General features: G+C 62.1%; 22 protein-coding genes. 10 read left to right on the top strand and 12 right to left on the bottom strand.

Annotated elements, in window-relative coordinates; translation table 11 throughout:
* The coding region (locus tag NCN05_RS09255) for a PDZ domain-containing protein (protein ID WP_250397859.1) at positions 1-268 on the top strand (268 nt) is incomplete at its 5' end.
* A 10-nt stretch (positions 269-278) separates the two neighbouring features.
* Here NCN05_RS09255 and NCN05_RS09250 read toward each other — a convergent pair.
* Positions 279-467 carry a DUF8642 family protein gene (locus NCN05_RS09250; protein ID WP_250397858.1) on the bottom strand — a complete coding sequence of 63 codons (189 nt, stop codon included), beginning with the start codon at positions 465-467 and terminating at the stop codon, positions 279-281.
* A gap of 114 nt (positions 468-581) precedes the next feature.
* The gene (locus NCN05_RS09245) at positions 582-2,306 is read right to left on the bottom strand and encodes an ABC transporter ATP-binding protein (protein WP_250397857.1); all 1,725 of its coding nucleotides are present in this window, start codon (positions 2,304-2,306) and stop codon (positions 582-584) included.
* A gap of 70 nt (positions 2,307-2,376) precedes the next feature.
* On the opposite strand from NCN05_RS09245, the gene NCN05_RS09240 reads away from it, so the two are divergent.
* Complete coding sequence (locus NCN05_RS09240) at positions 2,377-2,553, top strand: hypothetical protein (RefSeq protein ID WP_250397856.1); 177 nt, start codon at positions 2,377-2,379, stop codon at positions 2,551-2,553.
* Here NCN05_RS09240 and NCN05_RS09235 read toward each other — a convergent pair.
* Both NCN05_RS09235 and NCN05_RS09230 read right to left on the bottom strand, forming a co-directional pair.
* The gene (locus tag NCN05_RS09235; protein WP_250397855.1) at positions 2,531-2,761 is read right to left on the bottom strand and encodes a DUF8665 family protein; all 231 of its coding nucleotides are present in this window, start codon (positions 2,759-2,761) and stop codon (positions 2,531-2,533) included. The genes NCN05_RS09240 and NCN05_RS09235 overlap by 23 nt on opposite strands.
* Positions 2,762-2,808: 47 nt before the next feature.
* Positions 2,809-3,108, bottom strand: a complete 300-nt coding sequence (locus NCN05_RS09230) for a DUF8682 family protein (protein WP_250397854.1) — start codon at positions 3,106-3,108, stop codon at positions 2,809-2,811.
* Between the two features lie 105 nt (positions 3,109-3,213).
* Between NCN05_RS09230 and NCN05_RS09225 the strand changes: the two genes are divergently transcribed.
* A complete protein-coding gene (locus tag NCN05_RS09225) occupies positions 3,214-3,507 on the top strand; it encodes a ribbon-helix-helix domain-containing protein (RefSeq protein WP_115160740.1) in 294 nt (97 codons plus the stop codon).
* On the opposite strand, the gene NCN05_RS09220 is transcribed toward NCN05_RS09225, so the two are convergent.
* Genes NCN05_RS09220 through NCN05_RS09195 form a run of 6 tightly spaced genes read right to left on the bottom strand, consistent with a single transcriptional unit; the run spans position 3,504 to position 11,445 of the window.
* Positions 3,504-4,643: an anhydro-N-acetylmuramic acid kinase gene (locus NCN05_RS09220; protein WP_250397853.1), complete on the bottom strand. Its 1,140-nt coding sequence runs from the start codon at positions 4,641-4,643 to the stop codon at positions 3,504-3,506. The genes NCN05_RS09225 and NCN05_RS09220 overlap by 4 nt on opposite strands.
* Positions 4,644-4,647: 4 nt before the next feature.
* Complete coding sequence (locus tag NCN05_RS09215; protein ID WP_115160742.1) at positions 4,648-5,352, bottom strand: potassium channel family protein; 705 nt, start codon at positions 5,350-5,352, stop codon at positions 4,648-4,650.
* 24 nt (positions 5,353-5,376) lie between these two features.
* A complete protein-coding gene (locus tag NCN05_RS09210) occupies positions 5,377-6,792 on the bottom strand; it encodes a TrkH family potassium uptake protein (protein WP_250397852.1) in 1,416 nt (471 codons plus the stop codon).
* A 29-nt stretch (positions 6,793-6,821) separates the two neighbouring features.
* On the bottom strand, positions 6,822-8,639 hold the full coding sequence (locus NCN05_RS09205; RefSeq protein WP_250397851.1) for an SLC13 family permease: 1,818 nt from the start codon (positions 8,637-8,639) through the stop codon (positions 6,822-6,824).
* The gene (gene hflX / locus NCN05_RS09200) at positions 8,627-10,303 is read right to left on the bottom strand and encodes a GTPase HflX (protein WP_250397850.1); all 1,677 of its coding nucleotides are present in this window, start codon (positions 10,301-10,303) and stop codon (positions 8,627-8,629) included. Before hflX ends, NCN05_RS09205 begins: the two co-directional genes overlap by 13 nt.
* Entirely contained in the window at positions 10,300-11,445 is a 1,146-nt protein-coding gene (locus NCN05_RS09195) for an NAD(P)/FAD-dependent oxidoreductase (protein WP_250397849.1), read from the bottom strand. Before NCN05_RS09195 ends, hflX begins: the two co-directional genes overlap by 4 nt.
* Before the next feature lie 67 nt (positions 11,446-11,512).
* Here NCN05_RS09195 and NCN05_RS09190 point away from each other — a divergent pair, with 67 nt between their 5' ends.
* Together NCN05_RS09190 and NCN05_RS09185 are read left to right on the top strand one after the other, a co-directional pair.
* The gene (locus tag NCN05_RS09190; RefSeq protein ID WP_250397848.1) at positions 11,513-12,280 is read left to right on the top strand and encodes a phosphoadenylyl-sulfate reductase; all 768 of its coding nucleotides are present in this window, start codon (positions 11,513-11,515) and stop codon (positions 12,278-12,280) included.
* The gene (locus NCN05_RS09185; protein ID WP_250397847.1) at positions 12,281-13,006 is read left to right on the top strand and encodes a type III pantothenate kinase; all 726 of its coding nucleotides are present in this window, start codon (positions 12,281-12,283) and stop codon (positions 13,004-13,006) included.
* Here NCN05_RS09185 and bcp read toward each other — a convergent pair.
* Entirely contained in the window at positions 12,984-13,451 is a 468-nt protein-coding gene (gene bcp / locus NCN05_RS09180) for a thioredoxin-dependent thiol peroxidase (RefSeq protein WP_250397846.1), read from the bottom strand. The genes NCN05_RS09185 and bcp overlap by 23 nt on opposite strands.
* Before the next feature lie 92 nt (positions 13,452-13,543).
* Between bcp and NCN05_RS09175 the strand changes: the two genes are divergently transcribed.
* Both NCN05_RS09175 and NCN05_RS09170 read left to right on the top strand, forming a co-directional pair.
* Positions 13,544-14,041: a thymidylate synthase gene (locus NCN05_RS09175; protein WP_250397845.1), complete on the top strand. Its 498-nt coding sequence runs from the start codon at positions 13,544-13,546 to the stop codon at positions 14,039-14,041.
* Between the two features lie 304 nt (positions 14,042-14,345).
* Positions 14,346-14,978 (top strand): alpha/beta hydrolase, encoded by a 633-nt coding sequence (locus tag NCN05_RS09170; protein ID WP_250397844.1) that lies wholly within the window; start codon positions 14,346-14,348, stop codon positions 14,976-14,978.
* Positions 14,979-15,026: 48 nt separating this feature from the next.
* On the opposite strand, the gene NCN05_RS09165 is transcribed toward NCN05_RS09170, so the two are convergent.
* Positions 15,027-17,192: an AAA family ATPase gene (locus NCN05_RS09165; protein ID WP_250397843.1), complete on the bottom strand. Its 2,166-nt coding sequence runs from the start codon at positions 17,190-17,192 to the stop codon at positions 15,027-15,029.
* 154 nt (positions 17,193-17,346) lie between these two features.
* On the opposite strand from NCN05_RS09165, the gene NCN05_RS09160 reads away from it, so the two are divergent.
* From NCN05_RS09160 to NCN05_RS09150, 3 genes are read left to right on the top strand one after another with little or no spacing between them, the layout of a single operon-like run.
* The gene (locus tag NCN05_RS09160; protein ID WP_250397842.1) at positions 17,347-18,420 is read left to right on the top strand and encodes an efflux RND transporter periplasmic adaptor subunit; all 1,074 of its coding nucleotides are present in this window, start codon (positions 17,347-17,349) and stop codon (positions 18,418-18,420) included.
* A gap of 9 nt (positions 18,421-18,429) precedes the next feature.
* Entirely contained in the window at positions 18,430-21,861 is a 3,432-nt protein-coding gene (locus NCN05_RS09155; protein WP_250397841.1) for an efflux RND transporter permease subunit, read from the top strand.
* Entirely contained in the window at positions 21,861-22,154 is a 294-nt protein-coding gene (locus NCN05_RS09150; RefSeq protein ID WP_250397840.1) for a hypothetical protein, read from the top strand. The genes NCN05_RS09155 and NCN05_RS09150 overlap by 1 nt, the downstream gene beginning before the upstream one ends.
* The last annotated feature ends 12 nt before the right edge of the window (positions 22,155-22,166 follow it).

The raw sequence follows: 22,166 nt of genomic DNA, 5'->3' as shown, positions 1-22,166 counted from the left end.
GCCCCGGCCCACCCCCACCTCCCCGGTGCCGCCCGGTGCGGTGATTCGCGCTGTTCAACCTGGAGGGCCGGCGGACCGCGCCGGGCTCAAGGTGGATGATGTGATCCTTCGCTTCGATGGCCAGGTGGTTGATGGCCCAGCTGCGGTGGTCAGTGCCATTGAACGCCGCGGTGTCGGTGCCACGGTTGCGCTCGAGGTGCAGCGAGCTCAGGAGCGGGTCTCGATCAACGTCAAGCCCGTCGATTTGTCGGCCTTGGCTCCTGGCTGAAGCTTTTGGCTCAGGCGTCGTCGGCGTCCCTCAGTTGTTCGACGCATTGGGTGATGCAGTCGCCATCGTCGAGCGAACAGGTGGTGATGCACTGGAAATAGGTTTCCACGGCGTCCCAGGTCTGCTCATGGGGGGCCGGACCGGGGGCTGTTGAACCGCCAATGGGTTCGCTGTTGCCGGGGCCGGGAACCATCCTCATCGGGGCTAGAAGGTCAGTTTTGTCAGCCTATGCAGATGAAAACAGCAGGTAAAGAGAAATAAGTCTTCCTGCCTAAACCTGTGTGAAGTTTTCGTTGCCGTCGCCTGATGCCAGTCAGGCCGCCTTTTTACGGCGGGCGTCGCGTGCCTTCTGCTTCTCCTTGTTGGCCTTCCGCTTGGCTTCCCGTTCTGCAGCCATTTCTTTCTCGTTGGCGGCTGCCCTTTCCTCCTCTTTCTTCTCGAGGTAGTAGTTGTAATCCCCGCGATACATCACCAGTTCGCCGTCACGCAGTTCCACGATGCGATTGGCGACGCGGGAGATGAAATAGCGGTCGTGGGAGACCAGCAGCGCGGCTCCCTCATAGGCCATCAAGGCGTCCTCAAGCATCTGCTTGGCGGGGATGTCGAGGTGATTGGTGGGCTCATCCAGAACCAGCAGATTGCAGGGGGTGAGCAGCATCAGGGCCAGGGCCAGACGGGCTTTCTCTCCGCCGCTGAGCTTCCCGACTTCCTTGAACACCGTGTCGTTGCTGAAGCAGAAACTGCCAAGCAGCGAACGAACCTGGGTCTGGGTCCAGTCGGGAACCGCTTCGTACATCGTGTCGATCACGGTCTTGGACAGATCCAGGGCTTCGGCCTGGTTCTGTTCGAAGTACCCCGCAATCACGTTGTGCTCCCCAAGCCGTGCACTGCCTTCATCGGGGGGTTCAACCCCCATCACCAGGCGCAGCAAGGTGGACTTTCCCGCACCGTTGGGACCAACGAAGGCAATGCGGTCGCCCCGCTCCACCTCCAGTTCAGCCCCCAGGAACAGGATTTTGTCCCCATAGCTGTGGGTGACGTTGTCGATCAGGGCAACCTGGGCTCCGGAGCGCGGGGCAGGCGGGAACTGAAAACTCGGCCCGGCCACGGATTCGATCGGTGCCTCCACCCGTTCCACTTTGTCCAGCTGCTTCTCACGGCTTTTGGCCTGGGTGCTGCGGGTGGCACTGGCACGGAAGCGATCGATGTAGGCCTGTTGCGTGGCGATCTCTTTCTGTTGCCGTTCGAAGGCCGCCTGTGTGGCCTCCCGCTCTAGTTGTTTCTGCTCCAGGTGGGCGGTGTAGTTGCCGAGGTAGCTGCGGGACACCCCCCGTTCGGTGGAAACGATCTGATTGCAGACCCGGTCGAGGAAGGTGCGGTCATGGCTGATCACCACAAGGGCTGCGCTCTGCTCCAGCAGGTAGTTCTCCAGCCACTGGATGGTTTCGACATCCAGATGGTTGGTGGGTTCGTCGAGCAGCAGAAGATCCGGTTCCTGCAGCAGGATTTTTCCCAGGGCAATCCGCATCTGCCAGCCCCCGGAATAGTCCTTCACCTGCAGCTCAGCGCCCTCCGGGGTGAAGCCGATCGTGGGCAGGAGCTTGTCGATGCGGGCATCGAGTTCGTAGCCATGCAGTGCTTCGAAACGGCTTTGCAGCTTTCCCAGTTCTTGGATCAGCTGGTCAAGATGGTCGGGATCCTCCGCTGCCCGTTCGGAGCCCATCGCCTCTTCCACCTGCTGCTGCTGGTTCATGACCTCGGCCGCTTCGCCGAAGGCTTGAAACAGTTCCTGGCGCACGGTGCGCTCCAGGTCTACGTCGAATTCCTGCTGGAGATAGGCGATGCGGGGCTCCCCCTGCCGAACCACCTGGCCGCTAGTGGGCTCTTCGTGTCCGGCGATTAGACGCATCTGGGTTGACTTGCCGGCGCCGTTCACCCCCACCAGACCGATTCTGTCTCCGGGTTTCACCTCCCAGGTCACGGCCCGGAGCACTTCCCCGGTGGGGTAGATCTTGCTGACGTTTTCGAGTCGCAGCACCGGCGGAAGGCGTGATGCCCCCCATCATCCCTGTCGGCAAACTGGTAAAGGTTCCCGGAGGCTGGTCGCCATGCTGAAACTGGAACAGCTGGCCGCTCTCGTGGTGGCCGCGGGATTGGCGATTGTGAGTTATCTGCTCTTCTTCAGTTGGGCCGGAGGTGGCGGCTACGAACGCCGTGAGCGCGCTGAGCCCCAGGCGCTTCTGACGCCCGAAGCTCCCGGGCTCAAAGACCGCCTCTCGCTTTAACCAGCCAGCGCTTGCTGTCGTCGTCATCGAGGCTGGCCAGATGGTCGCGCACCTCCTGGGTCGTGACGGGAAGCCCCAGCTGGTCGCCCAGGCTGCAGATGCTGGCCATGGCGCCGTTGGGATCCTGGAGCGCCTGACGGAACAGGGCCTGGGTCTGTTCCGGATTGCTGCTGATTAGGGCGTACAGCGATGCGGCGTTGGAAGCCATCGCGATCTGAGCAACTGCTCAAACGCTATTCAGCACGCAGAGTCTTGTCAGGCAGCTTGTTCGATGCCGTCATCGTGCTGCCCCAGGGCCGAGGCGTCCTTCATGCTGCGAGCGTCCATGCAGAGCACCTTGCGCAGTTGGGCGTAGTTGGCGGCCTGGGTGCTGCGCCCTTCCTGGGAAGCGCCGTATTCGGCCCGTTGCAACACGTGGTGCAGGTGGGTCAGCAGATAGGTGCTGATCACGGCTGACACCAGCACGTCACTGTTTTCAGCGCTGCGACGGGGGCGTCGGGACCGAGCGCGGGTGCCGGCTGGGCTGCGACGGGAGCGAGATGTGGCTTGGGTCATGGGGTACTCCGAGGAGGACCAATGCCCCCACCATAGTCATGGATACTACCCTTGACCATCTCTGTACACTTTTTAGTAGCAGAGCCCCTCCCTGGGGATCCGGTCGTGCCCACCCGTCAGACCTCATCCAGCGGGAAGCCCAAGTCCCCGAGAATTCAGGTGGTCCTGCCTGAGGATCTCTGTGCGCGTCTCACGGCGATGGCGGAGCTGGAATCCCGCACGGTGAGCAACATGGCGAGGGTGCTGATCCAGCAGGGGGTTCAGCGCCATGAGCAGGAGTTGGAGGCGTCCGCACCGGCGCCGTCCCGCGAGGAGCGCCTGCGGTCCGCCCTGGAATCACAGCAGCCCCGCCGTCTGAGGGGCGCCCCCCGGCGCCTCCGCCTGCACCGGCCCGGTTAGGCCGGTTCCACCCGCGTGCCGAGCACGGTCTCCCGACAGGCTCCAGTGACAGCTGGCACATTGCCGGGATGCCCCCTGTGGTGCCACCAGGCCAGCAACGCGAAGACCAGCGCTTCTCGGGCTTCCGTCGGCACCCCCAGGTAGCTGCTTGCGTCGATCTGTACGCCCCGGCAGCGCCGCCTCAGCTCATGGATCAACACCGGGTTTTGGCTGCCACCTCCGGCTGTGATCAGTTCGATCGGTGCGATGCCCAGGATCTGGCGCGTCTGCGCCAGATCCTGGGCAACCACAGCGGCGGAAAAGGCCGTCAGGGTGGCGATGGCATCTGCCGCTGAGGCTCCACCGAGCTGTTGCAGGCGCCGGTTGAGGTCGTCCTGTCCGAAACACTCCCGTCCCGTGGATTTCGGTGGTGCCAGCTGGAAGTACTCCTCCTGGAGCCAGCGCTGGATCCAGCCCTCATCCGCTTGGCCCTGCGCTGCCATCGCTCCACCCTTGTCGAAGCTTTGGGCACCGTTGGTGAAGTGACGCATGCCCAGGTCGAGCAGGCTGTTGGCGGGGCCGCAGTCCCATCCCAAGATCGCGGCATGCCGATCCACTCCACCGCAGGGGGGGATGAGGGTGAGGTTGGCAATGCCGCCCAGATTCAGCACTGCCCGCCAGCCCTGCGTGCTCCCCAGAAGTGCCGCATCGGCCCGAGGCACGAGCGGTGCTCCCTGTCCTCCCAATGCCAGATCAGCAGCGCGGAAGTCATGCACCACCGGTCTTTGCAGCCGATGGGCCAGCAGTGGGGCCTGCAGCATTTGCCAGCTGGCCCCTCGTGCTCCCCGGGCCGGCGGACGGTGCCAGACGGTCTGGCCATGGCAGCCGATCAGCTCAGCTTTGGCATCGGGGTCGCAGGCTAGGGCCGCCTCGGCTTGCACCTCCGTGATGGCTTCCGCCAGCTCCAGCCAGAGGGCTGCCGGCATCGGTGCGCCCTGGCCGGCGGCCACCACCTGCCGCTGCAGTTCGAGCGGATAGGGCTGATGGTGGTGGCGAAGCAGGGACCACTGAGGACGCTGGGGTGGGCCGTCGAAGTGCGCCAGCACGGCATCAACACCGTCAGCGCTGGTTCCGCTCATCAGCCCGAGGCAGTGCATCGGCTCAGTTTTTTGGGAGCCGTTGCAGGTCGTCCACCAGTCCCATCACCACCAGCAGGTGCCCCTCCTCCAGAACGTGGGAGGCGGGTGGGTTCACCATCAGGCTGCTTTGCGGTCCTGCCGCCAGCACGTTCACCCTGAAGTTCTTGCGCAGATTCAGATCCCGCAGCGAGCGCCCCACAAACGGTTCCGGAACCTTGATCTCCTCGATGCAGTGCTGTTCATCCAGGGCTAGCCGCTCCATCAGGTTGGGGCGCACCAGTTCAAGGCCGAGGCGCTCGCCCTGCATGCGCGAGGGGAAGATCACCCGGTCTGCCCCCACCCGTTTCAGCATTTTTTCGTGGAGGTCGCTCGTCGCCCGGGCGATCACCTGGCGCACCCGGCTTCCTTCACTGTCTTTGGCGATCAAGGTGGCGGTGATGCTGGCCTCGATCGGTTCGCTGATTGCCACTACCACGGTGCCCATGTCGAGCACGCCGGCCTCGCGCAGGGCCTCTTCGTCGGTGCAGTCCACGACGCGGGCCTCCACGCTGGGCTCCACCTGACGCAGTTCATCCACCGCCCGCTCAGAGCGGTCCACGGCCAGCACATCCGCTCCGTTCTGAAGCAGTTCCCGGCAAACGGCGATGCCGAAACGGCCCACGCCGATGATCGCGAAGCCGAGTCTTTCGCTGCCCTGGGCCGGGCTCCACTGCCACCACTCCTTCATCCCTGCCTCCCCCGCTGATCGCGCTCAGACATACAGATCCTCGCTGGGGTAACCGACTCGATTCTGGCGATTCATCTGGATTTGTTCCTGCGTCATCACTTCCCAGATCGCACTCAGCAGCAACAGGATCCCCAGCCGTCCCACAAACATTCCCACCATCAGCACCGCCTGGCCGAAACGGGGGAGTTCGACGGTGACTCCCAGATCAAGCCCCACCGTGGCAAAAGCGGAGATGCAGGTGAACAGCATTTCCATAAAGGTGAATGAATCCTTCCCGTTCAAATTGCTGGCGATGCTGATCAGCATTGCCATGGCCATCACGAACAGCAGGGAGCCCACCGTGATGCCGACGGCCCTCAGAACTACCTTGTCGCTGATGCTTCTGTTGCGGATCACCACCACCTCCCGGCCCCGCAGGGTGGAGCGGGTGGCCGCCATCAAGGCGGCCACGGTGGTGGTTTTGATCCCGCCACCGGTGCCGCCCGGGCTGGCCCCGATGAACATCAGCACCATCAGCAACAGCAGGCTTGATTCGGTGACGGTGTCGAGCGAGAGCGGAAGGGTGCTGAAGCCGGCTGTGCGTGCCGTGACGGATTTGAACAGGGCTGTGAGCCAGCGCTCAGACCAGGGCATGCCCGCGAAGATCTCCCCCTGGTTCAACCATTCCGTCAGGGCCAGCCCCCCTGCCCCGAAGACGATCAAAAGAAGGGTGGTGCGCAGCACCAGGCGGGAGTGCAGGCTCAGCCGCCGCCGGCTTCGCCCTCTGCGCAGCAGCTGTGTGGTCAGATCGCTGGTGACCCGCCAACCCAGGCCGCCGGCCACGATCAGCAGCATCACCACGGCATTCACAACCCCGTTGCTGCGATAGCGCTCGAGGCTGTCGCTCCAGAGTCCGAATCCCGCGTTGTTGTAGGCCGAGATGCTGTGAAACACCGCAGCCCAGAGGCGTTCGCCCTGGTTGGGGATGTCATCGAAGCCGAAGTGATACAGGATCACAGCCCCCACAAGGATCACCAGCGTCGCCGTCAGGGCAATGCCACGAAACGTGCGCCCAACGCCCCCAACGCCGAATTCATCCAGGGCCTGCCCCCGATCCAGCCGGCGGCGCAGGGCTGTTCCCTGCACCACAAAGCCCTGGAGAAACGTGGTGATGGCCATCAAGCCAAGCCCCCCCGCCAGGATCATCAGGGCCAGCACCACCTGGCCGAAGGTCGTGAGATCGGTGCCGATATCGATGATCGACAGGCCCGTCACGGTGATGGCTGATGTGGCTGTGAACAGAGCTTCCCAAAGCCCCACGCGGCTTGAGGAGCACAGCGGAGTGGCCAGCATCAACGTGCCGATCAGCACCACCAGCAATCCAGTCACCACGGTGAACTGGGGAACCGTGAGCCGACGATGCCAGCCCTGGCTGCGTTCGATGGCCCTTCCGATCGGCACAGGAGCGCGCGAGATCTGACCAGTGTTGTTCAGGATCCGCCGTAATGCCAGAGGATCAAGGCCGGCACGATGATGGTCATGATCAGCGTTAGGCCAATTCCGTAGCGGGTGACGTCGAGAAAGCGATAACGGCCTGGACCGAACACCATCAAATTGGTCTGGTACCCGACGGGGGTGAGAAACGACTGACTCGCACCGAACAGCACTGTGATCAGCAAGGCGGTGGGAGACAGCTGCAGGGATGGGGCCAGTTGCACCGCGACAGGCGCCAGCAGGGCTACCGAGGCGGCATTGCTCATCACCTGGGTGAGCAGCGTGGTGCCGACGAAGACCACCATCAAAGCGGCATAGCTCGGCCAGCCCGCCAGCCCCTGCTGGAGCACCAGGGCAAGGGCATCGGCGAGGCCCGTGCTCTGCATGGCAACGCTGAAACTGGTGAGGGATCCCAGCAACAGGATCACGTCCAGCCGGATCGAGCGCTGCAGTTCGCCGAGGCGAAGGCAGCCAGTGGCCACCACGCTCACCATGGCCAGGAGCACCGCCGCTACCAGAGGGATAGGGGTAAGCGTCGGCAGCAGCAGCATCGCCAGGGCAATGCTGACGGCCACGGGCTTGCGCCGCACGGTGGGCAGGTCATCCTCCAGTCGGTCCAGCACCAACAGGTCGTTGCTGGCCTGCAGGCCGCGGATGGAGTCGATCGGTGCCTGCAGGAGCAGCACGTCGCCCTCCCGCAGGATCACCTGGCCGAGGCGTTCCTGAACGGTCTCCTGGCCGCGGCGAAGGGCGAGCACCGTGGCGTTGTGGCGTTGCCGGAACCGCAATTCCCGCAGGCTGGCGCCGGCCAGGGTGGAACCAGCCGGCAGCAACACTTCCACGGTTTTCTGACCGCTTGACTCTTCGGTGTTGAAGCTGAACCCGGCGTTCTGCCCCTGGGTTGTGAGCTGAACCGTGTGATCTTGCTGGAGACGCAGCAGATCCGGGCGGGTGATCCGCAGCAGCAGGCGATCGCCGGCTTCAAGACGACGGTCCGCCAGTGGGGGCAGCAGCCGCTCTCCACCGCGCTGCAGCTCCAGAACGTCTACGTCGAAACGGCGCTGCAGCCGACTGTTCAGCAGTGAGCGGCCCACCAGTTCCGAGTCGGGGGGGATGCGCACTTCTGTGCAGTAGCTGCTTGTTTTGCCGGTGTTGCCCAGGTCATCGGTTGTGGCACCACGGTCCGGTAACAGCACTCTCGGAGCCATCACCAGGTAGATGGCCCCAGCCAGCCAGACCGGCAGGCTGATCAAGGTGAAGCTGAATAGATCGAGGGAGCCATAGCCCAGTTGTTCGCTGATGTCGCTCACCAAGAGGTTCACCGAGCTGCCCAGCAGGGTCAGGGTGCCCCCCAGAACCGTTGAAAACGACAAAGGCAACAGCACCCGGGATGGCGAAATGCCGCGCCTTTGGCACCAGCCCTCCACAACGGGCAGCAGCGATGCCACCACGGGTGTGTTGGGCACAACTCCAGAGACCGGGGCGATCACGAAGGCCATCAGCGCAATCAGACGGCGTGAGGAGCGGATCCGCTCCGAGGCGATCAAAGCCCTCAGGCGATCCAGGGCACCGCTTTTGAACAGTGCAGCGGAGACCGGGAACAGGCCCAGCAGGGTGATCAGTGCAGGACTTCCGAACCCCGCCAAAGCCTCCTGGGGATTGAGCACCCCGGTGGCGATCAGCAGGCTCAGGCTCAGCAAACCAGTGAGCTCCGGGGCAATGACTCCGGTGATGAACAGCACCACCGCCAGACCCAACACGGCCAGGGTGATCAACGCCTGGGGGTTCTGAAGAGCGCTGCTCAGCTCGGCCATGGCGGCGAGTCGCCGGTCGTCAATTGCGGCGATTCTGCCCCGGGATCAAAAAATTGCTCACGCAGCCACTGCTTCAGGCCCTGCAGCCCATCCCCCTGCACCGCTGAGAGAAACAGGGCGTCGGGTTCCCGCTGGTGAATCATCTCGATCTCAGACGCTTCACAACGGTCGATCTGATTGGCGATCACCCGGCGCAGGGCGGTGCTGTCAAGCTCATCGAGCAGTCGATGCACGGTGTCCAGGTGGCCTTGCCAGTCGGGGTCAGCAAGGTCGACCACCAGCAGCAGCACATCGGCATCCAGTGCCTCCTCCAGGGTGGCGCGGAAGGCTTCCACCAGTGGGGCGGGGAGATCACGGATGAAGCCCACCGTGTCGGTGAGCAGCAGCCGTTCAGGGCGTGCCCCAGGACAGGGCAGGTCGAGTTTTCGGGTGGTGGGATCCAGGGTGGCGAACAACTTGTTCTCCGCCAGCACGCGATCACTGGCTCGTTTGCCGCATAAGGCATTGAGCAGGCTGGACTTTCCTGCGTTGGTGTAGCCCACAAGCGCCACCCGCGGCAGGCCACGCCGCTGATCCCGCAAGCGGCTGCGGTGGGATTGAAGTTGGCGTTGATCTCGAAGCAGTCGTTCGATGCGTCGGCTGATGGCCCGACGGTCCTTTTCCAGCTGTGTTTCCCCCGGGCCGCGCGTGCCGATGCCGCCGCCCTGTCGCGACAGGCTGCTGCCCCGTCCCAGCAGGCGCGGCAGCCGATAGCGCAGCTGAGCCAGTTCCACCTGAAGTCGTCCAGCAGCACTGCCGGCCCGCTGGGCAAAGATGTCGAGGATCAGCTCACTGCGGTCGGAGACCGGGCAGCTGAGCAGCCGTTCCAGATTGCGGGCCTGCACGGGGGTGAGCTCCCTGTCGGTGATGACAAGGGAGGCCTGGCAGCGGCGGATCTCGAGGGCGGCTTCCTGAAGTTTCCCGGAGCCCCAGAGCGTCTGGGGATTGGTTTGGCCCCGGCGCTGGCTGGTCCGGGCCACTGGCTCGGCACCGGCACTGCGCACCAAGCCTTCCAGCTCAGCCAGATCCCGCTGGTCGCGCTGTTCATCGCCACTGGTGAGCGTGAGCAGAAGCACTCGCTCGTCTCCGGCCGCGGCGCTGATGCTTTGGGGATTGGGTTCATCCGGTGTGAGGACGCAAAGATCCCTCAGGTCGCCCTGTTCAAACGATCTCCAGCCATCGGCTTGAGACGGGTCCGGAATCAAGAGTTCAGCCGGACGAGCTCCATCGGCCGCCGGACACGGTGCAAAGCGCAGCCAATGCCGAGGAGCGATGTCGAGGGCGACCACGGCGTCGCGGGGATCTGAGTGCAGCCCTTTGCGGGCGAAAGGGCAGCTGATCAGTCGCCATCCCCCGCTGCTCCGCCGCGGCGTCGCCGGTAGATGCTGCAGCAGCGAATCGCTGCCGGTGAGAGGCCCCAGCCAGAGCAGGCGGCAGAGGCCACGGCCGTCCAGCACCAGATGCAATGCCATCTCCAGATCCAGCACCAGGTCGGCCAAGCGTTCGAGGCTCAGCAGCTCGGCGCCGCAGTCTTCAGGATGACGGCGATGGCTCAACCGTTCCAGCTGCCGTTGCTGGCTGGGGCGCAGACCACGACAACGCCCGCCGAGGTGGGATTGCTTCAACGGTTCAACAACCAGGCGCCAGCTGAGCGCAGACCCAGAGAGAGGCCTGGCAGGCGCGTGAGATAGGTGGCCCGTCGCAACTGGAAGGCCAAGGGGCCGGCCAGGGTGAGTCCCATGCCGGTGAGGGTGGCCTCACCAACCCCGAGGCTGAGCATTTCGCCGCGGTCCTCGAACTGGAAGGGTTGTGGCTCTTCCTCCATCCGCAGTTGGGCGATGGCTGCGGCAGTGGCATCGCCCTGTTGCATCGCCACCTGGGCGCTGGCGGGCCATGGGCTGCCTGGCCGCGCTGAGAGATCCCCGAGGGCGAACGTGTTGGTGCAGCCCACCAGGCGCAGGTCATCGTCAACGGCCAGGCGCCCCCGTTCCAGCACAGGTGTGGGTGAGATGGCGGGGATGGTGGGACTGCTTCCTGCGGTCCAGATCAGGCCTGCGTGAGGCAGAACAGCACCGTCGGCAAGAACAGCAGTGCTGGACTTCACTTCACTCACGCTGGTGTTGAGCTGGACCACCACCCCTTTGCGTTCCAGTGCTGCCTGGGCCCGCTCGCGATTGAACGCTGTGCTGCCGGGAAGGATTTCATCGCCCATCTCCACCAGGCGAACGCTGGCGGCACCGTCGATCAGATCCGCCAGCTTGCAGGCCAGTTCCACGCCGGTGGGTCCCGCGCCAACAATGATCAGCCCGGCCTCTCCATCCCGTTGCTGGTGCAGGTTGTTGAGCCATTGCTTGAGGCGGCTCACATCGCTGAGGTCACGGAAGCCGGAGCTGTGTTCCTTGACGCCTGGAATGCCGAAATCATTGGCCTTAGAGCCCGTCGCCAGCACCAGTTGTGACCAGCCCAAGCGGTCTCCGGAGGCCAGTTCGATGCTTCGGCTCGTTTGATCGACACCAACAACGCTGTCTTGGATCCAGCAGATGCCGTTGTTCAGCAGTTGGTCATAGCGAGGGGCCACCTCCCAGCTTTGAAGTTCATCGCTGAGCAGTTCGTAAAGCAGCGGTTGAAAAAGGAAGCGCTCCCGCGGTTCGACCAGAACAATGGGGCAGTTGGGCTGCCGTCGCTGAAGAGCAAGTGCTGTGAACAGGCCTCCGAATCCACCGCCAACGATCACCACGGCATCCGATGGGGACGAGGGTGAACGCATGAAGGGATCTGCCGGTTCTTAAACGATAGGAACCACACCCGGTCCCACGACAGGGGAAGATGGCGTGATGACGGATGCTCCTGAGGCCATGGTGCCCATGGCGGTGCAAAACGAGTTGCTCGAAGGGCGCAAGCTGCTGGAGTCGATGGAGCCGCAGCAGCGTCTTGCCTGGGGGTTGGACCAGTTCGGTGAGAATTTTGCTCTCACCACGAGTTTTGGCATCCAATCGGCTGTGCTTCTGCACATGCTGAGCACCCTCCCCGGCGGTGATGCTGTGCCGGTGATCTGGATCGATACCGGTTATCTGCCTCCTGAGACCTACACCTACGCCGATCAACTCACCCAGCAGCTCAGGATTCGTCTGGTGGTGAGTCAGAGCGAGATGTCCCCGGCTCGAATGGAGGCCCTGCACGGGCGGCTTTGGGAGACCGGTCGCGTGGACGATCTGGAGACCTATCACCGGATCCGCAAGGTTGAACCCCTGGAGCGAGCCCTCAACGACCTGGAGACGCGCTGCTGGGCCAGTGGCGTGCGGCGTGGCCAGACCGATCACCGCCGCTCGATGACCGCGTTGGATCCGATTCGGGAGCGTTGGTCCCTGCGTCCCTTGCTCGAGTGGACGCAGCGGGACGTCTACTACTACATGCAATCCAACAACCTCCCCCAGCATCCGTTGTTCGAGCAGGGTTATTCCACCGTTGGCGACTGGCATTCCAGTGGCCCTGATGTGGGAGATCTGAGTGGCCGCGACACCCGCTTCGGTGGTTTGAAGCAGGAATGTGGAATTCATGTGCCCCAGGAGGCCAACGAAGGTCTGATGGGTGAAGGCATCTGAGTGACGGGGTCTGCACGGGACGTCGACCGCGCCCTGCTGATCGGCAACAGCCGTTGGCATTGGGCGCAGAGGCAGGGCAACACTGTCCGCATTGAGCACGCTCCTCCTGACCCTGGTTGCATCGGGACTGCCCCTCCGGTTTGGGCCGCGGTGGGGCCTGTGCCCGAGCCGCTCATGGCCCACCAGGATCTGCGCATTCGCCTTGAGGATGTGCCCTTGCCTCAGGCTCCTCCTTGGTTAGGGGTGGACCGAGCTCTCGGGGCTTGGATGGCCTGGCGTTGCAGTCAGGAGCAACAGCTCGACTGTTCCAGGGGGTTGCTTCTGGTGGATGCCGGCACCGTGTTGAGCCTCACCCGGGTAACGGCAGACGGCTGTTTTGGAGGCGGACAGCTGATCCCGGGTTATCGGCTCCAGCTCCAGGCCATGGCCGATGGAACCCTCGGCTTGCCATCAACCCCTGAGGATCTCGACAACGACGCTCTGCAAGAGGTCTTCCCACAGCAAACCGTGGCCGCCATGCAGCGCGGTGTTCTGGAGGCGATGTTGGCCTCCATTGCGGCGGCTCAGCAGCATTCCCAAGGCTTGCTATGGATCTGCGGTGGGGACGCTGCTCTGTTGAAGCGTCATTGGTCCGGTGCAACGGAGTTGTTGCAGCTGGAGGGTGATCTTCAGTTGCAAGCACTGCTGAGCCTGGGCGCTGGGCTCAGCTCAGCCCGAGATCGCTGATCAGCGTGTCGGCCATGGTGGCCGCTTTCACCTTCAGATAAATCCGCTCGAGTTTTCCATCTTCATCGATAAGGAAGGTGTGGCGCATCATGCCCATGTATTCGCGCCCCATAAACTTCTTCAGCCCATAGCTCTCATAGAGGCTGGCCACGGCACAGGGTTCCTCATCGGTGAGCAGGGTGAAGGGAAGTTCGTGCTTGTTGATGAATTTGTTGTGGGAGGTGGCTCCGTCCTTGCTGATGCCCAGAACGGTGATGTTGTTGGCTTTCAGTTGCTCCCAGCGATCGCGGAAGTTGCAGGCTTCTTTGGTGCAGCCCGGGGTGTCGTCCTTGGGATAGAAGTACAGAACAACCTTCTTTCCGCGCAGTGAAGCGAGGCTGATGGGATCACCGTTTTGATCGGGAAGGGTGAAGTCGGGGGCGGCGTCGCCGATTTGCAGACTCACGGAAAGGGCTTGGTCAGTGGCGGCAGCGTACGGCCCTCAGGACAAGACTGTCCGTGCTGCCTACGTTGCATTCAACCTGCAGCTGTTGGGCCATGGCGTCGCGGATTCGGGTCGAGCAAATCGCACGCTCCCTGGCGGCTCTCAGCCTTTTGGCCATGGGCTTGAGCGCACTTGTTGCTCCGCGAGATGGTTTCTCGCTGGATCACGCTGTTCCACAGTCATCCCAGGCGAATCTCAGCCGGCGGCTGATGCAGCGCGAGGTCTCCCTGCATCAACGCAGCGAGGCCGAAACCCTGCTGAAAGCGTTCGCTCGTGCGCAGATGACGCGCCATTACTGGGGTGAATTCGCAGGCTCGCTCCCGGATCTGGGATTGTCGTCCGGGTCGCAGTTTCAGGCAACGGTGAATCGCGATGCTGTGCGGACCCGGCTGTGGCTTAAGCCCCATCACGGCACGGAGGCCTATCTGGCGGAGGTGGAGCGCTCGGGTGGTCGGCTGCGGATGCACCACTGCCGTGGTGATCGGAAAGCAGCAGGCCAGGCCGCGGAGGGGCATTGTCCGGATGGCTGGCAACGCATCTCTTTGAAGTGATCAGAGCGATCTACTTTTGATTCCTCGTTAGGACGAACTGATCTCAAGTAATGGGTTTCAGGTGGCTCTCCCCGGCAAGATGGTTTTCACCTTATCCATGCTTTGTAGGTGGCCTAGTTCGGGCAAACTTCTCTGGCTTTTTTGTTTCGAGCTGGTCCAGATCGAGCTGAACTAGCGAGTCTCTCGTGTCTCTTTTGCTGGAAGCCGGTTCTCTCAATGTTTGCCAACTCTTAAGCAATTGGGTGATGTCGGTGTTTCTTATTGAGGGGGCTAATTTGTTATTAACGTGCTGATTTGTCCTCCCGTGTTTTCTCGTCTCGCTGCTGGCCTGCTGGCTGGTGTATCCCTCGCCGCTCTGGCCGTGCCTGCTGAAGCAGGCACCTCCCGCCCCGTTCGCTGGAACACCGGCGGCGCCGTGTGGACCACCACGTCTTCTGAATTCAAAACCTTCTTCAGCACCGGTGACATCACCGATCGTGCTTTGAGCTCCGGCATCAGCAGCTCCGGTTGGACTGCCGAGGAAATTCAGGAAGGCATGACCAAAACCTATGCCGTTGACATCATCGGCGTCTCCCGCTTCCTGTACTCCGACGACGGCGTCAAGTTCCTGAAGGACCAGACCCGTTCTTACTTCCCCTACTGGAAGATGAAATCCACCTCTGTGGTGGCCTTGCGTTCCGCGATCGTCGCCGACTCCATCGACGGTGAAATCTCTTCCGCCGGCATCATGGCCGAGCTGCCCTTGGACTTCCGTCTGGCTGACACCTGCGGCACCTACGACGGCATCCAGAACATCTGTGCCCCCAACCATTGCGAAGGAGACGCCCAGTGCACCTCGCTGCTCTCCTGGTACGTATTCCTGCCCGCCTGCGTTCAGGCCAACTCCGCGCTGCCCGAGCCCGCACCTCGCGTCGCTCCCGCCCGTCCCCTTTGGTGATCAGCTCCTGAGAGCTGCGCCTCAGCCCCGGCTACGGCCGGGGCTTTTTTACGGCGTGTTTCGCTCGCCAGTGATCAATTGATGGCGCATTGGCAGTCGTAAACCACCCTCTCCAAGGCTGTTCAGTGACCGGCGCAATTCCTTCATCACGTCCTTGCTGATCTCCCCCATGGCCTGCCGGTAGGGCGACCCTTCGGTCAGCCATCGCTCAGCCAGTTCCGTGCCCCCTGGAAGCGTGAGATGTTCCAGCCACTCCTCACAACGGAGCTGCCAGCCGGCGTTCTTCAAGGACTCGTCCGGCCGCTGCTGCTGCTCAAGCCACTGCTGTTCCTGAGCCACAAGATCGCTGAACAGCTTTTTTGGATCGCCGTCTTGGAGCAATGCACCAGCGGGCCCCAGTTCGGCGCGGCTGATCAGCAGCCGTAAGCCTGTTGTCGGCTCGGCATGTTGGTTGATGGCCTCCAGCAGTGCTGTCCAGTTCTGCCCTTGCAGGTCGGCAGCGGCGAGGCGTCCTGCGATCCAATCGAAGGCCTGGAGTGCGGGCAGAGCGTCGAGGTTGCCGGTCAGCAGCTCTGGCCGATGCTCCGGCTCGAGCAGATCCATCTGTGCTGCCAGCCGGCTCCGGTCTGCTTCGTTCTCGCAAAGCACGGTGACGCCACCTTCCGGGGCGGCCCGCAATGGATCGAGGGCCCAGATCAGCGAGCGCATCCCCAACAACAGCACCCGATCTCGACGGGTCCAGGGGATGTCCCGCCAGAGCCGCTCGCGCAGGCGCTGCAGTCGCTCTCCCTCCTGCCCGAGTTGACGCTGCACCCAGCGGTCCACGCCCGGACGGTCGGGCCCACTGCTCAGCAGCAAGGGCTGGTCGGCCGCCAGTTCTGCGGCTGCGGCGAGTTGGGCGGCCCGGCGTTCGGCCATCCGTTCGCGCCGTTCCCCCTCCCAACCGAGTTGTCCGGGCTGCCAGAACACCTCGCCTTGGAGGGCTGTGGGGAGGTATTGCTGCTCCACCCAGTGTTCGGCGTAGGCATGGGGGTAGCGGTAGCCCGCGCCATCGCCGAAGGCGGCTCCATCCCGATTGGCATCGCGCAAATGTCCGGGCACGTCCTGTTTTTGCGCGTCACGCACGGTTTTGAGGGCATCAAAGAAGCCCAGAACGCTGTTGCTCTTTTCGGTGCCCGCCAGGTACAACGCAGCCTGGGCCAAGGGATACAGGCCTTCGGGCAGTCCCACCCGTTCGAAGGCCGCGGCACAGGCCTCCACCACAACCATGGCCTGCGGGTCGGCCAGGCCGATGTCTTCCCCCGCTGCAATCAGCATCCGCCGAAAAATGAAGCGGGGGTTTTCACCGGCTTCCACCATGCGTGCCAGCCAGAACAGCGCTGCATCGGCATCGGAGCCCCGCAGCGATTTGATGAAGGCGCTGATGGTGTCGTAGTGGGCATCGCCGTGCTTGTCGTAGAGCACGGCACGCTGCTGGATGGATTCCTCGGCGATGGCCAGGTTGATCTGAATCACACCGTCGCCATCGGGTTCGGAGCTCTCCACCGCCAGTTCAAGGGCGTTGAGCAGGCTGCGGGCGTCTCCGCCTGCCACATCAACGAGATGGTTGGCGGCATCGCTGCTGATGGCGATGGCGCGGTTGCCGTAGCCCCGCTCGTCGTCTGCAAGGGCGCGTTGCAGCAGCCGCTGCAAATCCTCTGGTTCCAGAGGAAGTAAACGAAACAGCCGCGAGCGGCTGACCAGCGCCTTGTTCACTTCGAAATAGGGGTTTTCTGTGGTGGCGCCGATCAGGGTGACGGTGCCGTTCTCCACCCATGGCAACAGCGCATCCTGCTGAGCGCTGTTGAAGCGGTGCACTTCGTCGATGAACAGGATTGTGCGCAAGCCATGCCGTTCAAGGCGTTGGCGTGCAGCATCCACCTCGATTCGTAAGTCTTTGACGCCCGCCAGTACGGCGTTAAGGCTGCTGAAATGAGCGCGGGTGTGGTTGGCAATGATCCGCGCCAGGGTGGTTTTGCCGACCCCGGGGGGGCCATGCAGGATCAGGTTGCCGACCCGATCAGCCTTGATGGCACGGCGTAGGAGCCGTCCGTCGGCAAGGATCCCTCTCTGGCCCTCGAATTCTTCCAGCGTGCGCGGGCGCATGCGGTCGGCTAGAGGGGCCAGCCGCCTCCGTTGCTGCTCACCGTGAAAAGCGAAGAGGTCCTGGCCCAACGAACAATCGGCGTTGACCCAGTTTCCCTGACGTTCTCAATCAGCGCTTGAGCTGGTCCAAATCGAATCTTTTTGCAGGCCAGTTTCGACACGTCGAAACCTTCGCGGACAAGCTCTCACGAACTCCCCATAATCCGACAAAAGACTTTTTGCCGTGCGTCATCCGCAGCGTCTTCTGATCACCTTCGCTGCTCTGATTACGGTTAGTTCCTGCAAGAGCGAAGCGCCGAAGCCGCCGCCGCCGAAGGTGCAGGCCGTCTCCACCCAGTTGGCCGAATTCACCGAGGGTGTCGACACCGTCAGCACGTTGGAGGCCAGCAACCTTGTCGAGCTCGCCGCTCAATCGGGGGGTCGGATTGAGCAACTCAAGATCAGCCAGGGTGATGAAGTTGCGCCCGGTCAGCTGTTGGTGGTGCTCGATCAAGTCGAGAAGAAAGCCAAAGCCGACAACGCCAAAGCCAACTACGAGCGCTACGCCTACCTGGCTGAGACGGGTGCTGCGTCGCAGAAGGATCTGGATCGCTATCGCACCCAATACATCTCCGCCAAGGCGGAGCTCGACTACAGCAATCTCACCTCACCCTCCGCCGGCACGGTCGCTGACGTGAAAGTGAAGGTGGGCGACGTGATTCAGCAGGGCCAGGTGTTCACCAGCCTGGTGCAGAACAACGAACTGGAAGCCCGTGTGGAGGTGCCGGCGGTGTTCTCAACGCGTCTGTCCCTTGGGCAGCCGGTGTTGCTCAGTGCCCCAGGCAGTGAGGATGTGATCGCAACCGGGCAAGTCGGCTCGATTGATCCTCGGATCAACAAACAGACCCAGGGATTGTTGGTGAAGGCGGTCTTCCCGAACACCGATGGGCAATTGAAGGATGGCCAGCGTCTGCGCACCCGAGTGCAGATCAAGGCTGAGAAACAACTGGCCGTTCCTTTCGCCGCTGTCACCCAGACCTCCGGTCAGAGCTTCGTCTTCCGTCTCGGCAGTTTTGATGAGCTCAAAGCGAATCCGGGCAAGGCTGATCTCGAGAAGCTGGAGAAGGGCATCAAGGCCGGCAAGCTTCCCGCTGATGCCAAGTTCGCCCTGCAGACGCCGGTCACGGTGGGGAAATTGGAGAACCAGCTGTATCCGATCACCGAAGGCCTCGAAGCCAATCAGATGGTGGCCACAACCAATCTGCTCAACCTGAAACACGGCATGCCCGTGCAGGTGCAACCCGCCAAGGCGAACTGAGGTTGATCGATGTCTGCTTCCAATAGTTTCATCACCCGGCCGGTTCTCAGCACGGTCTGCAGTCTGCTGATCGTGATCGTCGGCTTGATCGCGATTCCGATCCTGCCGATCGAAAACCTTCCGGATATTGCTCCTCCCACGGTGAAGGTGCAGGCCACCTACGTGGGTGCTGATGCGGTTGCCGTTGAGCAGGGGGTGACCTCCGTGCTCGAGCAGCAGATCAATGGGGTGGAGAACATGGACTTCATCACCTCCAACAGCTCGTCGGACGGTGTGAGTTCGATCTCTGTGTCGTTCGACAGTGGCACCGACGGCAACATCAACCAGGTGAACGTGCAGAACCGCGTCTCCCTGGCAGAACCTCAGCTGCCGGAGGAGGTGCGTAAGTCGGGTGTCACGGTCAACAAGGCCTCCAACTCGATTCTCCTCGTTTACAACTTCGTCAACGAAGACCCCGCCAAAACCGAATACTCGGTGGAGACGATCAGTGGATACCTCGATAAAAACCTCACCGACAACGTCAAGCGGGTGAAGGGCGTCGGCGATGTCACCTACTTCGGCAACCGCAAGATCGCCTTCCGCCTTTGGCTGGCCCCCGAGAAGCTGACCGCCAACAACCTCACGGCCACCGATGTGGTCAACCAGCTGCGAAGCCAGAACCGTCTGGTGCCCGCCGGCAAGATCGGCGGCGCCCCTGCCCCTGAAGGTCAGGAATACACCTTCACGGTGCAGCTGCAGGGTCGTCTGACCAGCACCCAGGAGTTCGAGAACATCATTCTCAGAACCACTGATGCCGGTGGCTTGGTGCGGCTCAAGGATGTTGGTCGCGTTGAGCTGGGTGGTGAGACCTATGGAATCGATGCCATCGATCTGCAAGGTGCTTCTTCTGTCGGTCTCGCGATTTATCAGCTTTCTGGCAGCAATGCCATTGACGTATCCAATGGCGTTAAGGATGTGCTGGCTGAGTTTGAACAGACCCTTCCGGTTGGTCTCGGGGTTCAGAAGATTTACGACACCACCGACTTCATCAACCAGTCGATCAAAGGTGTGACCAACTCCCTGCGGGACGCAGTGATCCTGGTGGTGCTGATCCTGTTCCTGTTCCTGCAGAACTGGAAGGCCACTCTCGTGCCGGCTATCGCGATTCCCGTGGCGCTCATCGGCACTTTTGCTTTGGTGCTCGCATTCGGGTTTTCGCTCAACCAGCTCACCCTGTTTGGTCTTGTGCTGGCCACCGGGCTTGTTGTGGATGACGCCATCACCGTGGTGGAAGACACCTCCGCAAAAAAGGCGGAAGGGATGACGTCGGTGCAGGCCGCCATGGAAACCATGGATGAGCTGTTCGGGGCTGTGATCGCCACCTCCCTGGTGAAGATGGCCGTGTTCCTGCCCGTGCTGTTCTTCCCCGGTGCCACCGGCACGATCTACAAACAGTTCGCCGCCACGATTCTTTTCTCGATCGGCATCTCCACCTTCAACGCACTGACGTTCTCGCCGATGCTGTCGGCACTGTTGTTGTCTAAGGAGACAAAAGAACTCAGCCGTCAGCAGTACGCCACGGCTGGTGTGGCGCTGGGTTTCGTATATGGCCTTCTGAGTGCTGGCAATGGCTCCGCAGCCGTCATCGTCCCCACGGTGTCTGGTGGCCTGATCGGCTTCATCGCTTCCAAGATCACCGGCATGCCCTTACGGCTTCCCTTTGCAGTCGGTGGAGCGGCTGTGGGTTTGGTGATCACTGGTGTTCTCTTCTCCAATCCGCTGCCGGTTCTTCTTTTCACCTCGATCGGTCTTGGAGTCGGCTATTTCATCCCAGTGATCTTTGCCAACTTCAACCGTTTTTACAGCGCTTTCGAGCAGCGTTATGCATTGATCCTGGATGCAGTGCTGAAAGCCCGTCCGATTGTGATGGCGGCTTTGGCAGCGGGAATTTTGCTGACGGGCTTTGCCTTCACCCGAATTCCCGGAGGCTTTGTTCCAATTGAAGATCAGGGCTATGCGATTGGTTTCATCCAAGCGCCCGATGGTGCTTCCAATGCGAAAACCCAGGCGATTAGCCGTCAGGTAGCAGCTGTATTGCGCTCGGAAGAGGACATCTCCTCAGCAGCCCTTTTCAGTGGCGCCAGCCTTGATGGAAACGCACCCAATAAAGGCTTTTTCTTTTTTGGTACGAAGCACTGGGATGAGCGGCCCGGCTCAGAACACACCGTTGGTGCCGTCGTGAAGCGACTCAACGCAAAGATGTATGGCCTGATCGATGGTGCTCGGGTGTTCGTGGTTGAGCCTCCGTCGATCCCCGGCTATGGCAACGGTGGTGGCTTTGAGTTCCAGCTGCTGGATAAAAGCAGTGGTGTGTACGCGTTGAACGAGTTCTTTGGTTCCGCGCTGCAAATCATGCAGGCTGGAAATGCCAACCCGATCTTGAACCGCGTTTATTCGCTTTTCTCTCCCCAGGCTCCGCAGTACAAGATCGATGTAGATCGTGAGCAGATGGCTTCACTTGGGGTCGACTTCGGCTCGGCCATGTCGGTTTTCAGCATCAACTTCGGTGGGGCCTACGTGAACGACACCTTCCAGGAAGGCAAGGTGCGTCGGGTGTACGTGCAGGCTGACGACGTCAGTCGTGCCACACCGCAGAAACTTTCTGCGATCTATGTCGCCAATGCCAAGGGCGAGCAGATTCCCCTCTCGGAGTTCTTCACGGTCAAACAAACCGTTGGCCCCAGCGTTATTCCCCACTTCAACCTCTACCGCTCGATCAAGATTGAGGGCACTCCTAAGGAGGGCAACAGCTCCGGTCAGGCGATCGGGGCGATGAAGCAGATCTTCAATGCGGGCAGTTACCAGGGTCTTGGTTTCGACTGGACCGGTATCTCCCGCGAAGAAGTGAAGGCTGGATCCCTGGCGGTGGTGATCTTCGCGCTCGGCATCCTGGCGGTGTTCCTGGTGCTGTCGGCCCAGTACGAGAGCTACACCGACCCGATCATCATTCTGCTCACCGTGCCGACGGCGTTGCTGGGGGCCCTGGTGTTTCTCGGCGGTGCCGGCCAGGTGCTCAACATTTACGCCCAAGTGGGTCTGGTGATGCTGATCGGTCTGGCGGGCGGCAACGCGATTCTGATCGTCGACCTGGCCAACCAGAAGATGGGGGAGGGCGAGTCGGCGCTGGAGGCTGCCAAGTTCTCCGCCAAGTCGCGTCTGCGGCCGATTCTGATGACGGCGATTTCCTCCCTCACGGGCTTCCTGCCCCTGATGCTGGCCAGTGGTGCGGGTGCCCAGAGTCAGTCGTCCCTGGGCCTGGTGGTGTTCGGTGGTCTGTTGGTGGCCACCTTCCTCTCCACCCTTGTGGTGCCTGTCTTCTACGTGGTGATGAAGATGTTGCTGGGCCAGGCCGATGCCAAGCCTCCTGAGGACGGTCCTACCCCCACCCCGCAACCGAGCTGATGGTTGAGTTGAACAACGAGGTGAATCAGCGCAAGCCCTTCAGTGGCATGCGTGTGTTGATTGCTGTGGCCATTGGTGCCGGTCTTGGTCTGGCGGTGGCCTATTTCCTCAAGGTGCTGATCGACAACAGCCCGGCCGAGATTGCGCTGGGCCGTTTACGCCTCTTCTATCTGATGGTGATCAGCTCAGGTGGTCTTGGGGGCTTTGCGATTGAGACGATGCGTCAGCTGCAGGAGGAAGCCACTGATCCTGCCTATCGGCACAGCAAGTCCAACCGCGGCCGTCGTCCCTGAGGGATCCACAAG

Origin of the sequence: Synechococcus sp. MU1651, from assembly GCF_023630635.1 — a bacterium.
GTDB lineage: Bacteria > Cyanobacteriota > Cyanobacteriia > PCC-6307 > Cyanobiaceae > Parasynechococcus.
The sequence above is the reverse complement of the archived record's forward strand: the minus strand, read 5'-3'. Positions and strand labels throughout refer to the sequence as shown.

Excerpts from the sequence above, each read along its gene's own strand:
- NCN05_RS09250 (WP_250397858.1), bottom strand. The coding sequence starts at position 467 with ATGAGGATGGTTCCCGGCCCCGGCAACAGCGAACCCATTGGCGGTTCA.
- NCN05_RS09240 (WP_250397856.1), top strand. The coding sequence starts at position 2,377 with ATGCTGAAACTGGAACAGCTGGCCGCTCTCGTGGTGGCCGCGGGATTG.
- NCN05_RS09235 (WP_250397855.1), bottom strand. The coding sequence starts at position 2,761 with ATGGCTTCCAACGCCGCATCGCTGTACGCCCTAATCAGCAGCAATCCG.
- NCN05_RS09230 (WP_250397854.1), bottom strand. The coding sequence starts at position 3,108 with ATGACCCAAGCCACATCTCGCTCCCGTCGCAGCCCAGCCGGCACCCGC.
- NCN05_RS09220 (WP_250397853.1), bottom strand. The coding sequence starts at position 4,643 with ATGCACTGCCTCGGGCTGATGAGCGGAACCAGCGCTGACGGTGTTGAT.
- NCN05_RS09215 (WP_115160742.1), bottom strand. The coding sequence starts at position 5,352 with ATGAAGGAGTGGTGGCAGTGGAGCCCGGCCCAGGGCAGCGAAAGACTC.
- NCN05_RS09205 (WP_250397851.1), bottom strand. The coding sequence starts at position 8,639 with ATGGCCGAGCTGAGCAGCGCTCTTCAGAACCCCCAGGCGTTGATCACC.
- NCN05_RS09195 (WP_250397849.1), bottom strand. The coding sequence starts at position 11,445 with ATGCGTTCACCCTCGTCCCCATCGGATGCCGTGGTGATCGTTGGCGGT.
- NCN05_RS09190 (WP_250397848.1), top strand. The coding sequence starts at position 11,513 with ATGACGGATGCTCCTGAGGCCATGGTGCCCATGGCGGTGCAAAACGAG.
- NCN05_RS09175 (WP_250397845.1), top strand. The coding sequence starts at position 13,544 with ATGGCGTCGCGGATTCGGGTCGAGCAAATCGCACGCTCCCTGGCGGCT.
- NCN05_RS09155 (WP_250397841.1), top strand. The coding sequence starts at position 18,430 with ATGTCTGCTTCCAATAGTTTCATCACCCGGCCGGTTCTCAGCACGGTC.
- NCN05_RS09150 (WP_250397840.1), top strand. The coding sequence starts at position 21,861 with ATGGTTGAGTTGAACAACGAGGTGAATCAGCGCAAGCCCTTCAGTGGC.